The following is a 15,662-nucleotide window of genomic DNA, read 5'->3' as shown; positions in this document are numbered from 1 at the left end:
GTATCTCATCTTTCAACTTAATCGGCCATTTAGATAAAAGGAGTACGACCTACGGCTTGTGTGTAGGCGTGCAAGAATGTTTGACCGACTAAATGGCAAGAAATCTCGACGGGGCAACGTAACGCTGGTCACTGCTTTGGCATTGGCACCGTTAAGTTATGCTGTCCTGTGCGGTGTCGAAATTGCCGGGATCGCCCAAAGCAAAGCCAAATTGCAAGCAGCAGTAGACGCAGGCGCATTAGCCGGCGCCGGCGAATTGAGCGTGTCCACCCGCGGTGATGATGGCATTAGAAGCACTGCGATTGCCCTCGCTACCAATGCGGTCAGCGGTATGCCAGATATCACGCTACCAAGTTTCGAAGTCGCCATCGATCGCGAAGGTGGCACCGTCAGCGTTACAGCACGAGCGCAGTTCAGATCGATGTTTTCAGGGCTCGTGACTGATAAAACACCGCTGGCGGTCACATCGACGGCAGAAACGTTGAGCAAAACACCTCTTTGCGTACTGCAGATCGACCAAGTTGCCGCGATTGGGGCCAATGTCACGGATCGTGGCGTCATTCGCGCACCTGGCTGTTTGGTTCAATCGAATTCAGGAATCTCGGTTGTGAATTTGGGGCGCATTGAAGCGGGCTCAGTACAAGCGGTAAAAAGCGCAAGCGGTACCATCTCTCCTGCAGCCAGCATTGGTGCTTTGCCGATGGATGACCCCTTTGTCGACTTGGACTTAACCTCGCCTAATTGTGTCAACGCACTGGAGAATGTGGTCCATAGCGGAAATGCGATGATCAGTCTTCCCGCTGGCGTGCATTGTGAGAATTATAAAGTTACCGGCAACGCGACATTGATACTCGAGCCCGGCGAACATTATTTCAAAGGGCAATTGGAGTTTAACGGAAACTCTAAATTACGTGGCGATGATGTCGTGTTGATCTTTGACCCTGACCGCGCATTCTCATTTGATCAAAAGGCCGATATTGAATTAACCGCGCGCAAGTCGGGCCCACTTGCTGGTTTTTTGATTGCCACAGGACGCAACAATACAAAGCGCTTTACAGTTTCTTCAAGTAAAGTCCGAGAATTATTAGGCACGATTTATATCCCAGGAAGCGAACTTTACGTTTCTTCTTCTGGAAATGTGGCCCAAGACTCGGCGTGGAGTGTGATCGTCGCAAAGTCGCTTACTTTGGCCAATAACCCGGTCTTGGTGATCAATAAAAACTATGCAGGCTCGAATGTGCCCGTTCCCGAAGGGGTTGGTCCATCGTCTGGGGTCCCCCGACTAGCCCGCTAGGCCTCTGCGTCAACCGAAGTTTTGCGCGGTGGCCATGCCCCCCATCCGACCAGCAATAAAGTGAAACTCCGCCACGGTTTCTTCGATAATGTCCCGAGCGGACTTGATCTCGTCGATGAGCCCCGATGTTTGACCTGCCAGACCCACAGCAGCCTCCATATCCCCACCGAAATAGAGGTCGAGAATGCCCTTGAACGTATCGGGTGGCATGACACCGGCGTCATAGATCGCAGCGGTTCTTTGGGTCTTGAGCGCCCGAATACAGGGGCTAGCCTTTTTATTGAGGACATAGGTCCCTGTTTCTTTGGCATCGAGAATGGCTTGCTTGTAATTGTGATGCACGGGGCTTTCGGCACAACTGACAAAGCGCGTGCCCATTTGGACGGCTTCTGCGCCTAAAGCGAAAGCTGCAGCCATGCCCTTGCCGTCACAAATGCCACCAGCAGCTACCAAGGGCACATCCGAGACCTTACGGATCGCTTGTAGCAACACTAGGGTGGAGACTTCCTCAGGGTTCTTAAAGCCGCCGCCTTCTGCGCCTTCGACAACCAACCCATCGATCCCTGCCTCAACGCACTTCAGCGCAGCATCCACCGTCGGCACCGCGTGATAAACGACGATCCCAGCGGCCTTGAGGGGCGCAATGAACTTCGCGGGGCTGCCCGCAGAAGTGGTCACAAACTTCACGCCCGAGTCGCAGATAAACTGCAAAATTGCATCATTTTTCAGAAACATGATGGGAAGATTGACGCCAAATGGAGCGGACGTCAGCGTCTTCATTTTCAGGATTTCTGATTGGCAATTCTCCGTCTCACCAGAGGACGTTTCAATCACGCCAAGCCCGCCTGCTTCACACACGGCTGAAGCCAGTTGAGAACGGGCAATCCAGCCCATTGGCGCTTGGACGATGGGATATTTTGCACCCGTATGGGCCAAGAAGCGGTTCATAGCGATTTCCTTCCTTAAGGTGTTTAGCGGCCTGGCCGATAGCTGCGCTCGATCTGACCAGCAAGATCGGCACGATTAAACAAGACCGGCTTTGTCTTCATCTCGACAAACAGCTTGCCCTGATCGGCATAGTGGGGTGAGGCTTTGTCCAAAGTGGCGGAGCCATATTGGTGGATGCTTTGCGACGACAACTTGCCAGCTTTGTTCCAACTGACAAACATAATGAACGTATCGCCGCCATTGGCGGTCAGGGTTCCATCCTTCTGCGTCTCGCCATAGACAGCACGAAAAACGTCTGGGCCGCCGTCGACGGGCAAATCCAACGTGCCGCGCCGATAGCGATTGACCTCCCCCCAAGTGGGATCAAGACGCCCGAAATGGGTTTTGAGTTGGGCGATGGCGGCATCTAAAGCTGGCCGCAAGGGTGGTAAAGGCTCACCATTTTCTGCGGCACGACCAATCGGTTGCCCCATAAGGACGGCCAATGCAGCACCGCGGTTGGCGCGATCCGTGCTGCGATCCCAAGCTTTAAGGACTTTCTGAGCTTCGGCCAAATCTGGATTGCCGGTGGCATCATAGGTCAAAGCTTCGCGAATAAGGCCTGCCAGGATCCCCTTCTCGCTAAAGGCCAGATCATACTTATAGGCCTCAAACTCTTCGGCTGAAATAGACGGGTCTAAGGCATAGGTTTCCAGCACGCGGTACGCGCGATTGGTCATATTGGTTTGCAGGCCAAAATGGGCACCGAGGCTCTCTTCGCGGATGTTGTCTGGGCCATCTGTGGCAATGAGTGGATTATTGTTAGAATTAAAGACCAAGCCTGATTGCGGGTTCCAAAGCTGGGGCAGTTTGTCGAATGGCACACGGTCCTTCCACAAAAGGTCGCTGCGATCACCGGGTAGGACGCCCTGCCAATCCACGCCATCCTTCCGGACTGGGAATTGACCATTGGAGAGATAGCCGACATTGCCTGCTTCATCAGCATAGATGAAGTTGATGCTAGGCAAGGCTTGCATAGCCATAGCCGCGCGCCACTCTGCGAGGTTTTTCGCCTTATTGATCGCCATATATTGGTTTGGCTGGCGTAATTCCCCTTGCCCGGCATAACTGACGGCAAAAATTCCACGATCGGTCTCTAAGGCAGGGCCATGCACCGACCACAATAGATCGCGTTTCACGGTCCACAGAATAGGCCCCCAGACTTTCACCTTGAACGTGGCTACCTTCTTTTCAAACGGCACCCATTTGCCGTCTAGCAAATATTGGCCGGGCTTTTTCGGATCAGTCGTCAGGCGATAGACATCTGCTAAATCGGGTTTATTGACGGTACTGGCCCAGCCCAAGTGCGCATTGTGCCCGTGCAGCATGAAAGGGGAGCCGGGGAAGAAGCCGCCCGCGACATGCCAACCTTCACCACTCTCCAGTACAGCTTCATACCATGCCACCATCCCGTCATAGGGTTGGTGGGAATTGACCAAGAGACGGGTTGCGCCATCGGTGGAGCGTTTGGGCGCGATGGCAACCCCGTTAGAACCTTTAGGCGGGGCTTTGTCGGGTGCAGGTGCTGGCTCTAAGATGGACTTAAAAACTTTATCCAGCCCATAGAAAAATGGCCCACGAAATACGGTGCCAGCCGCAACATCCTTCCCAGACAAAGGCAAAAGCCCATTTGGCATTTTGGTTGGGTTTTGTGCAGCATACAAGTTTACCCCATCGGCATAGGCTTGCATGATCGCACGCGCTTCTGGTGTAACCTCGCGCTCATAGCCCGCATTCACGCTGTCCCAGACTCTCAGCAATTGCACGAGATAATCACCAATGGCTGCATCCTTGCCCTTGGTCTCGCTCATGGTGCCGCGTGTGGCTAGGACGGCTTCAGTGATCGTGGCAAAATCATCTTCGGAGTGCGCATAACCCATACCAAACGCGACATCGACATCGCGCGGCCCTGAAATATGAGGCACGCCGAACTTATCGCGCTCAACTAGGGCATTATAAGATTTTGCTTTTTCAAGATATGGGGCCGGATTGATCTCCTCAGGGAACAAGGCCAGTCGAACGCCTGCCGCATAGGCCCCACCAGCCAAGATAAGGATCAAGAGACCAGCCGCCAGGCCGATCTTGCCAATTTTGTCCATGATGTTGCCCCCTTGAGCGCTTATGAAGCTGCGCTCTTAGCTCATCTTGGTAACGCAATTACGGGCAATGTCTATGGGGGTAGGAGGCTGATGCCGGGCCTGACTGAAACGACAACAACCAATTGATCTGCGTTGCCTTCATTTTGCGCAAGGGACTGTCTGAATCTCGCTGAATAATCACTAAGCAGACTATTATTTGGGCAACTCTAGACAATGGCTTGGAAGCATTCTTAACTGAGGTATTCGAGTGACTAATCCTTGGGGGGGAAAATGACTTCATCGACAAAACGTGTAAAGCTGCTCGTTGGCGTTTGCGCATCATCACTTCTAGCGGGTGCCGCCTGGGCCCAATCGAGCCCAGCTGGTGGCAATGCGCCGGAGCCAACCGCCGAAGTCATCGTTGTAACCGGGTCACGCATTGCGCGCGCAGCCGACGCAAGCCCCTCGCCTGTCACCTTTGTTAGCGCTGCGCAGCTGGAAGCTCAGGGCGTAACTCAAGTTGCCGACTATCTTGAAACCTTGCCGCAGCTCGCAGCATCCACAACAGGCGAGCAAGCCACCGGTGTGCCGGGTCGGGCCACATTAAATCTGCGTGGCATGGGCAGTGCTCGAACACTTGTTCTCGTCAATGGTCGTCGCCATGTTGCGGGTGTTTCGGGTTCCAGCGCGGTTGATATTGGCACCATTCCTTCCGCTTTGATTGAACGCGTGGATGTTTTGACAGGCGGCGCATCGGCCGTTTACGGGTCCGATGCAGTCACGGGCGTGGTCAATTTTGTTACCAAAAAGAAGTATGAGGGCTTTGAAGTTTCTGCTCAGACCTCGATGTCCGGGCAAGGAGACTCGCCGGGTTTCTTTGGATCCCTTCTCTATGGCAAGAATTTCGGCGAAAGCGAAAAGGGTAATCTGACCTTTGCAGCTCAATACGATGCGCAAGAAGGCTTGCTCTATGGCGATCGGGACTTCTCAAAGGACAATGGTCTGGCGTTTAATACTGAAAACCCAGCGACGCGTTTCCAAGTTGGTGATCCAATCCCAACTGGGCGGACAGCTAACAACACAATTGGGAACACCATTTTAGTAAACGGCGCACCGCGCTACGCAAATACCGATCCAGCCCTCATAGAGCGCGCCCGAAGTGCCACGCCGCGAGCTATTCTGGGGAACCGTCGGTTTTCGATTTCCTCTACTCTTGGCCTGATTGGATTAGACCCATTCGGAACTGGATTTGCTGATGGTGCGAGCGCAGTTCCTGGTGCGGACTTTAACGGCAACGGCATCAATGACTGCTTGGAGAGCACGATTGGGCGGCGTTTCTTTGGCTGTTGGGTGGTAGACACAAACTCCGGAAAAGTTCGACCATTTCAAGATGGCTTGATTTCTAGCGGGCAGAACCAAATTGGCGGCGATGGCGCCGAGCAATATTTCAACGAAAGCAATCTGACGCCTACCACAGGCCAATTCGTAGCCAACCTTTTCCTTGATTATGAGGCAAGTCCAAACTTCCGGCCCTATTTCGAAGGCAAAATCGTCAATTCCAAAGCACGTTATTTCAACGTCTATAAAACTTTTGACGACACCATTCTCATACGGCGCGACAATCCGTTTATCCCAGTCGAAATCCGCAATTATATCAATTCCCAAATTGCTGCTGACCCAAGCCTTGCGAGCACCTATCAATTGATGATCGGGCGCGACAACATCGATGTTGTCCGCAATGATATTGGTGATTCCAACGAACGCAGCACGTTCCGTTTTGTGACGGGGGCGGATGGCGACTTCTTCAATTTGGAAGGTTGGCGCTATGATGTGGCGTTCAACTATGGTCAAACACGGACAGAGACGCGCTCGTGGAATCGCTTGGATGACCGTTATTTTGCGGCCATCGATGCGGTAATCGATCCGGCAACAGGGCGGCCGACCTGCCGATCAAACCTAAACCCAAATGCCTTGCCACCGTCACCCGCATCTCAATTCCCATTCATCGAGATCGACAGATTCACCACTTTTGACCCTCGTGATAAGGAATGTCGGCCTTTGAATTTGTTTGGTTTGAACAAATCCAGCAAAGAGGCTCGCGAGTTTGTCTCGTATGAAGAGGTTGAGAAGTCGACGATCCGCCAGACTGTTTTCAGTGGAACGGTCTCGGGTGACTCGGCGAAGTTATTCTCCCTTCCAGGTGGAGCGGTCAAATTTGTCGTTGGCGCGGAATATCGAAAGGAAGAAAGCGACTTCAGACCGGACGCGCGTGAGACCTTAGGGGAAACCTTCGACGTCGGCGGCACACAACGCACCAAGGGTTCCTATGATGTCAGCGAAGCCTATGTGGAAGTGAATTTGCCCATTATCAGCGAAGCACCGTTTTTTGAGACGCTGGAAGTCAGCGGTGCAGCCCGCTGGGGCAATTACTCTACAATTGGCGACAGTTTTGCGTGGAAGGCCGATCTAATCTGGGCGCCCGTTTCAGACTTACGGTTCCGCGGCGGCTACTCGGTGACGGTGCGCGCACCCAACATCGGTGAATTGTTCTCGCCAGAACAGCCTACAACGTTCTCGCCATTGGACCCCTGCGATAACGCGCTAATCGGCCAAGGCTCGCAACCTGCCAACCGCCTTGCCAACTGCCGAGCTGATGGAATTCCGGTCGGTTGGAGTAATCCAAATACGGCTCGTTTCACAGGTGTTTCAGGTGGCAATCCAAACCTGAAGGAAGAAACCGCGGAGACCTATAGCGCCGGCTTAGTTTTCAAACCACGCTTTGTTAAAAACCTGATCATTACAGCGGATTATTGGAACATCGCCATCGAAGACGCCATCGCCGCGGTCTCGGCACAGGACATCGTCAATGCCTGCTATGATGCTCCCAATCTGCAAAACCAATTCTGCAACGCGATCCGGCGCACGCGCACCGCGGGGTCGCCAACTTTCCTAGGTCTAAACTTCATCCGTCAAGGCGATATCAACTTCGCTGCGCAAGAAGCGTCTGGGGTTGATCTGAATTTGCGTTATGCCTTACCACTCGAAGCTATCGGCCTAGAAAAGTTTGGTCGGCTTGCAGTGGCGCTCACCGGTACTTGGGTTGAAAACAGGCAAAACTTTGAAAATCCAGCGGCACCCTTGGTTGGCAATAAAATCCTAGGCGAAATCAATAACCCGGAATTGACCTACAGTGTTGGCTTGGACTGGGATAAGGGACCTTGGTCGGTGAATTGGTCATCACGCTTCATTGACAACCAGACATTGTTCGGTGTCGAGGTTGAAACCGTTGCACAGTTCACACCCGCCTTCACCGGCGACTTCTGGACACACAATGCTTCGATCCGTTACGATCTTACGGACGATCATTCGATTGTCGTCGGCGTGAACAACCTCAGTGATGAAAAGCCTTATTTGCGTGAATGGGCCGAGCCGGTTTCAGGTGTAGGGCGTGATTTCTTCATCCGCTATACGGCAAAATACTGAAGCTATCGATCAATTTCGACCTCACGCTTGAAAAGGTCCCTCCATTGCGAGGGACCTTTTTTTGCGCTCTGCGATTTTCCGCGACAAGTCCGCCCGTGTGCGTTAGCAAAGATCAAAACCATAACTTGCGGAGAAAACACCATGAGCGACACCCAACTCCACGGCCTTGAATTGCGGTCTACCGTTACGTCTGAGGGCCAATTGATCCTCAATCTTGAACCTGTCGCAATCGATGAACCGGGCCCGGATGAAGTGATTGTTCAAGTCGAAGCTTCGCCAATCAATCCTTCTGATTTGGGGCTGTTATTGGGGCCCGCAGACATGGCGACCTTGGTGGCCAGTGGCACGCCAGACCGGCCTGTTCTGACCGCAACCATCCCGCCAGCTCGCATGGGTATGATGAAGCCCCGCTTGAATGCATCTATGGCAGTCGGCAATGAAGGCGCAGGCACAATTGTGCGTGCTGGGGCCAATGTTGCTGGCATGCTCGGTAAGAAAGTCGGCATGTTTGGCGGCTCCATGTATGCCACCTACCGCAAGTTGTTGGCCCGTGATTGCTCGCCTCTGCCAGAGGCCGCAACTTCCGCTGATGGTGCTTCAATGTTTGTGAACCCCCTCACCGCGCTGGCCATGGTCGAGACGATGAAGCGTGAAGGCCATGTCGCCCTCGTCCATACCGCTGCAGCTTCTAATCTGGGTCAAATGCTGAACAAAATTTGCCTCGCCGATGATGTACCCTTGGTCAATATCGTTCGAAGTGCGGAGCAAGCACAAATCCTCAAAGATATTGGTGCAAAGTATGTGGTGGATTCAACCTCTGACACCTTCCAAGCAGACCTGACCGACGCCGTAACCGAAACCAAGGCCACCCTCGCGTTTGATGCAATTGGCGGTGGTCGTTTGGCCAATTCGATCCTGCACGCCATGGAGGCAGCTGCTAACCGCAATGCCAAGGAATATAGCCGCTATGGCTCATCCACATTTAAGCAAGTCTATATCTACGGCGGCCTCGATTTGCGCCCAACCGAATTGGATCGCGGCTTTGGCCTATCGTGGAGCGTGAGTGGCTTCTTATTGACGCCTTTCTTGCAAAAGATTGGTTTAGAAGCCGCACTGGGTCTACGCCAGCGTGTGGCGCGAGAGCTGACCACCACTTTCGCGAGCCATTATACCTCGACATTGTCCTTGGCCGATGCGCTGCATCCTGATCACGCACGTGCCTATGCCCGCAAAGCGACCGGCGAGAAATATCTGATCAATCCAAGTCTCTAGGATTTAGGTGCGGCGGTACTTGCGCGTTCAACAAGCGAACCCGGCACCAAATAGGGGTGTTCGCTTGGCGAGGTGGCTTGATGGATCAACAGTTCAACGGCCTTAGAGAAAGTGGCTGCGATCGGTTGATCCACGGCTGTCAATTGTGGCGTGGTAAATCGAACAACTGGGGTGTTGTCAAAGCTGATAATCGACAGATCGCCCGGCACGGCCAGATTGCGCTCATGGGCGATGTCCAGCGTCGCTAAGGCCATTTGGTCATTACTGGCGATGATGGCGGTGGGTGCGGGATCGAGGCTGAGAAGCGCTAATGCGGCCTCGCGACCACTCTCATAGCTAAAGTCCCCCGGTACGCATAAGCCCGCATGCGGCAGGCCCACTTGCGCCATAGCCTGCCGCCACCCCTCGACGCGCCAGTGCGACAAATTATAGTCGGGCGCGCCAGCAATAAAGCCGATCCTCTTATGACCAAGTCCAATCAAATGCTGGGTTGCCTGTGCCGCCGATCCTGCATCCCCCATATGAATGGCAAAGCCACTGCCCGGCGTCAAAGAACCAATCCGCGCAAACGGTATTTTGCGCTGATCCAGAAGTTTGGTGATTAAAGGATTCTCAGAGTGCGGCGGTGTTAGGATGATACCATCGGGCTGAAGGGCGGCGATGGTGCCACTTAATTCGCGCTCAACGTGGTCATTATGGGTGTCGACGAGTTCAAAGATCATCCGATAGCCATGCTCGGCGCTCGTCAGCATGCCCCCTAGAAGCATCTGGTCGACCCAGTCCGCGCCACGACGCGCACGCCATTCTGCGATCGTCCGTTCTCGGTCATTGATGACCAGAATGAGGTAAGAACGCGAGCCACTCATGCGTTGGGCGGCGATGGAGGGGACATAGTGCAGCTTCTCAATCGAGGCTTGCACGCGCGCCTTCATTTCAGGGCGGACATTAGGTTCATTATTAATGACACGGCTGACCGTCTGCAACGAAACGCCCGCATCGGCGGCGACATGGGAGATGGTGACCGATTGATTGCGGCGCGCCATAAGCTACCCCCTTACCACCTGCATAAGCGCAGACTTTACGCTCACGTCGGCTTCAAAAAGCGGGAATGTGTCTTCAGAATGCAATGGAATGCCTTTCATGAAAATCGACATAATCTTGATAACCGGAAAGAAATTTGGAGATCCACTCCTAGAGGCTAAGTCACGAACAATCAAAAGGTATAACAAATCTACACTGAAAATTGATTGATCGACAAAAGGTTAGCTTGTCCGCACATCAAGTGAAAGCTCTCTTCAACCGATTACAAGCTAAAGGCCCACTTGAAGCTCAAACAACTGGCGACAAGCGAGCCTTGGAGGTCAGTCCAAGGCTCGCTCTTGCCGGCTAGATTAGAAATCTACCCGCGCCATCACGGTGAAGCGACGGTCGTTGCGGAAGGCCGAACGCGTCACCCGTGTGCCTTTGAAGTCAATGACTTGGCTGGTCTGAGTTACTTCATCCAGCAAGTTCACGCCTTGGATCCCAAACTTAACCCGTGGCGTCCACGCGTAGAAGATCGACCCATCGAGTTGACCTGTCGCCTCGCCATAAATGGGCGAGAAGGGGAAGATCACATCGCGCGGTGTCTGCAAGAACTCTGACCGCCAATTATAGGCCAAACGCATCGCAATCGGGCCCTTTTCATAGAAGCCGACGGCGTTGATCGTGTGTTCCGAGACCCCTGCCAGTGGCGTATTGCCCGCAAATGGGCTCTGCTCTGCGCCGAGGTTTGAGTTACTGAAGTCGCCCGCATCCACATAAGTATAGGTGAATTGGGTACCCAATCCGCTCAACAGGCCCGGCAAGAAGTCATAGGTCTGCTGATAGGATAGCTCGACTCCTTTCAAGATGCCGCCATCGCTATTGACTGGACCATTGACCAGAACATCAGTGGAGACACCCTTTGGACTGGTGAACTTACGAACCGTAGCCCCACCATTCACAATGCCCTGAATGTCCTTCATGAAGGCCGAAACCGCGACATAACCCACTTTGGCAAAATACCATTCGTATGACAGGTCATAGTTCCAAGATTCAACTGGACGTAGGAGACGGTTACCCGTGCCAATCTGGAAGAGAGGTCCTGTTGCCAAGGTACCGCCAGCTTTCAGGCTGGCCGTATTGTCGGAAATGCCGCCACCCGTTGCGAAAGCATTCAGGTCTGGCCGCGAAAGGCCCTTTGAGATCGCCACGCGGACCAACATGCCATTACCGAAGTCGGCTTTCGCATTAAAGCTTGGCAAAACATGGTCGAACTCAATGTCGGCGCTGTCGTCGATTTCTTCGCCGGTAAAGACCGCGGCAAATTCTGCCAAACGCGTGGTTGATAGTCCGCAGTAGCCCGGGGCAACTTGGCCAACTTGAACCCGGCTACAGGCATTCTGCAACTCAGCAACGCTGACCACACCATCGCCATTGCCACCCGATCCAACCGAATCGAAGAACTCACCAGTTGGCAGTTTGATTGCACCAGCACTTTGAACGGTGGTCTTCACATAACGCAGGCCGAAGTTACCCGAGACTTTGAGGTCGCCGGAGAAGTCTTTGCCAAAGTCCACGCGGGCGAAGGCGGCCGAGGTCAATTCTTCCACGTCAGAAATTTCACCGGCGGTCCAAGGACCACCAAGCACATTGCCGGAACGCGCAGAAATTGGGAACCAAGCGTTCGGGGTCAGGGTCGACGCCGTAATTGCATTCGCTTGTTTGCGGATCTCGCCGCTCAGATAGTCGCGAACCGTGTTGTCGCCGCCGAAGAAGAAGGCAGAGCCATCGCCCAGAGGCACAGGCACATTGCCGCGCTGGAAGTTGTCGCCGAATGGATTTCGGATAGCGGACGACCCCGGGAAGTCTTTGGCATAAGCACCACCGCAGCCAAAGGCTTGGAAGTCACCGCAGTTCCAATTGCCACCGCGACCAGTCCAAGGTGCACCTAAATTGCCCCAGTTGGAGAAGTTGGCGCTGCGTGTGATGCGCGAGCGATCGCCCCAACGTGCGCCAAATCGCACGCCCTTGAAGAAGCCGTCTTCTTTCAAGTCATAGGCACCGTCGAGACGCACACTGGTCATCTCGCCTTCGTTATAGACTTGGTTGTCCAGCAAGAACCAATAGAAGGTCTTGGATGGATCGGTGAAGTAGCTGGCTGGCGATGTTGCCAAACCGGGCTGCAGGAACTGCACCAGAGGAGTTTCGCCGGTATTGTCGATATAGACGTCGCTATAGGTCTGCATCGCCGAGATGAAGCCATTCTCTGTGCGGTCCGATGCGATGTGCTGGGCTTCGAAGTTGAAGCGTAAGCGATCGGTTGGACTAAACTTTACAGTCAAGGACACGTCTTCGGTCGATGCTTCATCTTCGCGTTGGAAGCGCAGCAATTCGGTTGGGATGCCGCGACCGCCTGTGAAGGGCTGAAGCTGGGTCAATGTACCCTTGGCGAACTGATTGCCAGCGAACGTCGCGGTCGTTCCGGGGGCGACAACGGGGAACAACGCGTCGTCATTGACCAGAGCCAGAGCCGAGAATTCTTCCAAGGTCGCTTCTGTGGTTGCCTTCAAATATTCAAGCGTGGCCAACCAGCGCTGATCATTACTTTCCCACTGGCCAACGATCGACATCGCATCGCGGTCACGGGTTAGATCGGTGGTACGTACGCCTGCGCCCTTCGGCACAAATACGGCATTGGTCGGTGGGAAATTCGAGGCGTTAAACGCTTCGCCGCCGCTGAAGCCGCCAGAACCCACAGCACGCACACGGATACAGGCTGAGGTCAGCGAGGCATCGCGGTAGCACGGGTCGGTAATCTGGGATGCATCGGTCTTGGTCACTAATTGCGATTGGGCATAGGCAACTTGCACACCAAACGTGCCAACTTCGGTTTCATAGGTATTGGAGCCCAAGAAGGAGAAGCCAGGCGACCATTCTTTAGCCATGTCGCCATAATTGCTTTCAATGGTGCCAGCAAAGCGTGGGCCCTTTTTGTCGAGTGGCTTACGCGTGACAAGATTGACCGTGCCAGAGATGCCGCCGTCAATCATGTCTGCCGTGGCATTCTTGAATACTTCCACGCGACCCAAAAGCTCTGGCGAGACGTCGTTGAACGAAAGTTCGCGGCCGCCGTTGGCGGAGAAGATGTCGCGGCCATTCAACTCAGAACGCACGTAAGGCAGGCCGCGGATGATGACGCCAGAACCTTCGACCGAGAAGCGGTCTGGATCATTGCGCTGTTCAAAGCGGGAGATATTGATACCCGGAATGCGCTGCAGGGCTTCTGCCACCGAACGGTCGGGCAAAGCGCCAATGTCTTCAGCGGTAACCACGTCAACGAAAGTGTCGAGATTGCGCTTGATCGATTGCGCATTTTGCAACGAGCGGCGGAAGCCCGTTACCACGATCACTTCGGCTTCTGGCTCAGCTTGCTGCGTTGCAGGGGTTATAGTTTCGGCTGGCTTAGCCGGCTCTGCTGCTGTCTGCGCGAAGGCAGGCTGGGAAACCAGCGCCAAAAGGGCGAGACTGGATGCGGTGGTCAAAGCGGTAAACCGCCGAGACCGAGACGTGGTTGTGCCTGCGTTGAGTTGATAGGCCAAAATTTCCTCCCCTGACTCCCTTCTTTTTTGAAGGAAGCTATTCATATTGGGTGACGCATAACCGTAATTGAGAGCGTTCACAAGAAAAAAATGAACGTTCACATTTGCGTCATCCGTGCTAGATGGCAAGAAAATACAGTTAAAGTGAATCTGGGGGTAATGAGACATGGCAATTGAAACGATCGTAATCGTAGGTGGTGGTACGGCGGGCTGGATGGCTGCAGCCGCATTGTCGCGCTTGCGTGCGGGCAAGCCGGTCAATGTCATCGTTATCGAATCAGAACAGATCGGCACAGTTGGCGTTGGCGAAGCCACCATTCCCCCCTTCCTCGACTTCAACCGCTTATTGGAAATTGACGAGGCTGAGATGCTGTCTGCCGTGCAGGGCAGCTTCAAACTTGGCATTCAATTCGTTAATTGGGGCAAGATTGGCGACAGCTATATCCACCCCTTTGGCAATTATGGCTATCAAGTCGACGGCGTGTCCTTTCACCATATTTGGCACAAATTCAAAGAGGCAGGCGATAAACGGCCGATCCAAATCTTCAATATCGAAACCATGGCCGCCCACCATGGCCGCTTTGCTCGGACTGAAGACTATCAGCGCGACGACTTGCCCCCCATCAATTACGCCTATCACCTCGATGCCGGCCGCTATGCCAAATACTTGCGCGGCTATGCTGAGAAGCGCGGCGCAATCAGGATCGAAGGCAAGGTCAATGATGTCGCTTTGGATGGCGAGACAGGCTTTATAACCTCCGTCACCATGGATAATGGCGTCGTTATCGAGGGTGATTTGTTCGTCGATTGCTCCGGCTTCCGGGGCTTGTTGATCGAGCAAGCGCTAAAGACCGGCTATGATGATTGGTCAAACTTTTTGCCATGCAATCGCGCGGTCGCTTTGCCCTGTAAGCGTGACGATGGCAGCCCACCGCCACCCTATACGCGCGCGACCGCCCACCGCGCCGGTTGGCAATGGCAAGTGCCGTTGCAGCACCGTAATGGCAACGGCCACGTCTATTGCAGTGAATTCATGAGCGACGATGAAGCGCTGGACATCCTGTTAAATAATATCGCGGGCAAACCTCAGGCGGAGCCGAATTTCCTCCGCTTTGTCACTGGGCGGCGGAAGAAATTCTGGAACAAAAATGTGGTGGCCTTGGGTCTGGCTGCAGGCTTTATGGAGCCTTTGGAATCAACCTCTATCCATCTAATCAACACTGGCATCAATAAGCTGATCGCGCTGCTATCACTCGATGGCATCACCCAAGCGCAAGAAGATGCATTCAATCGCCTGACTGGCAAGGAATATGCCCGCATCCGCGACTTCTTGATCCTGCACTATAATGCCACCACCCGCGACGACAGCCCGTTCTGGAATTACTGTCGCAACATGGCTGTGCCCGAAAGCCTGACGGAAAAGACGGACCTGTTCCGCCTCAATGGTCAGATCTTCCGCGAGGATGATGAGCTATTCACCGAAACCAGTTGGGCCGCGGTGATGATGGGTCAAGGCATTACCATGCAAGGCCATAATGCTATGGCTGATACCCTGATGAGCGCCAAAACCAGCGATGAATTGCGCGGGATCGAACAATCCATCCAATTCGTGGTGCAACACATGCCCACCCATAGCGACTATCTGAAGCGTTATTGCCCTGCGCCGATGTAAGGGGGAGGCAAGCCCCTCTAGCTCTGGGAGAGGGGTTGGGTTGAGGGCTTACATTCGCAAAGACGATGGGTACTATGACGGCCTTCATTGCACGGATCAATGCGCTGGTGCGCTAAGGCCCCCTCACCCCTCGCCCCCTTGTGTGTTTTGGATGTGATAGAGAGGTCGAGTGAAGGCTGGTCGCGCAACCAGCCTTCACCGCGACCTTGAGACCGTGTGTCCCCTTTGGCGTAAACCGTGGGAGAGCTTGGTCC

General features: G+C 53.9%; 8 protein-coding genes. 4 read left to right on the top strand and 4 right to left on the bottom strand.

Annotated elements, in window-relative coordinates; genetic code table 11:
* The first annotated feature begins 76 nt into the window (after positions 1–76).
* A complete protein-coding gene (locus tag ACIQ20_RS07785; protein WP_395779048.1) occupies positions 77–1,294 on the top strand; it encodes a TadE/TadG family type IV pilus assembly protein in 1,218 nt (405 codons plus the stop codon).
* Positions 1,295–1,303: 9 nt separating this feature from the next.
* Here the strand turns inward: ACIQ20_RS07785 and ACIQ20_RS07780 are convergent, their stop codons facing one another.
* Both ACIQ20_RS07780 and ACIQ20_RS07775 read right to left on the bottom strand, forming a co-directional pair.
* Entirely contained in the window at positions 1,304–2,242 is a 939-nt protein-coding gene (locus ACIQ20_RS07780; RefSeq protein WP_395779046.1) for an NAD(P)H-dependent flavin oxidoreductase, read from the bottom strand.
* Positions 2,243–2,265: 23 nt separating this feature from the next.
* Positions 2,266–4,380: an acylase gene (locus ACIQ20_RS07775; protein ID WP_395779044.1), complete on the bottom strand. Its 2,115-nt coding sequence runs from the start codon at positions 4,378–4,380 to the stop codon at positions 2,266–2,268.
* Between the two features lie 270 nt (positions 4,381–4,650).
* Between ACIQ20_RS07775 and ACIQ20_RS07770 the strand changes: the two genes are divergently transcribed.
* Positions 4,651–7,842 (top strand): TonB-dependent receptor domain-containing protein, encoded by a 3,192-nt coding sequence (locus tag ACIQ20_RS07770; RefSeq protein WP_395779042.1) that lies wholly within the window; start codon positions 4,651–4,653, stop codon positions 7,840–7,842.
* Positions 7,843–7,983: 141 nt separating this feature from the next.
* Positions 7,984–9,114 (top strand): zinc-binding dehydrogenase, encoded by a 1,131-nt coding sequence (locus tag ACIQ20_RS07765; RefSeq protein ID WP_395779040.1) that lies wholly within the window; start codon positions 7,984–7,986, stop codon positions 9,112–9,114.
* Here the strand turns inward: ACIQ20_RS07765 and ACIQ20_RS07760 are convergent.
* A complete protein-coding gene (locus tag ACIQ20_RS07760) occupies positions 9,111–10,157 on the bottom strand; it encodes a LacI family DNA-binding transcriptional regulator (protein WP_395779038.1) in 1,047 nt (348 codons plus the stop codon). The genes ACIQ20_RS07765 and ACIQ20_RS07760 overlap by 4 nt on opposite strands.
* Before the next feature lie 348 nt (positions 10,158–10,505).
* Positions 10,506–13,736, bottom strand: coding sequence for a TonB-dependent receptor (locus ACIQ20_RS07755; protein WP_395779036.1), 3,231 nt, complete (start codon positions 13,734–13,736; stop codon positions 10,506–10,508).
* A 166-nt stretch (positions 13,737–13,902) separates the two neighbouring features.
* On the opposite strand from ACIQ20_RS07755, the gene ACIQ20_RS07750 reads away from it, so the two are divergent.
* Positions 13,903–15,408, top strand: a complete 1,506-nt coding sequence (locus ACIQ20_RS07750; protein WP_395779034.1) for a tryptophan halogenase family protein — start codon at positions 13,903–13,905, stop codon at positions 15,406–15,408.
* Positions 15,409–15,662: the final 254 nt, after the last annotated feature.

It is taken from the genome of Aquidulcibacter sp. (assembly GCF_044346625.1).
GTDB lineage: Bacteria > Pseudomonadota > Alphaproteobacteria > Caulobacterales > Aquidulcibacteraceae > Aquidulcibacter.
This window is presented reverse-complemented; position numbering and strand designations above follow the sequence as displayed.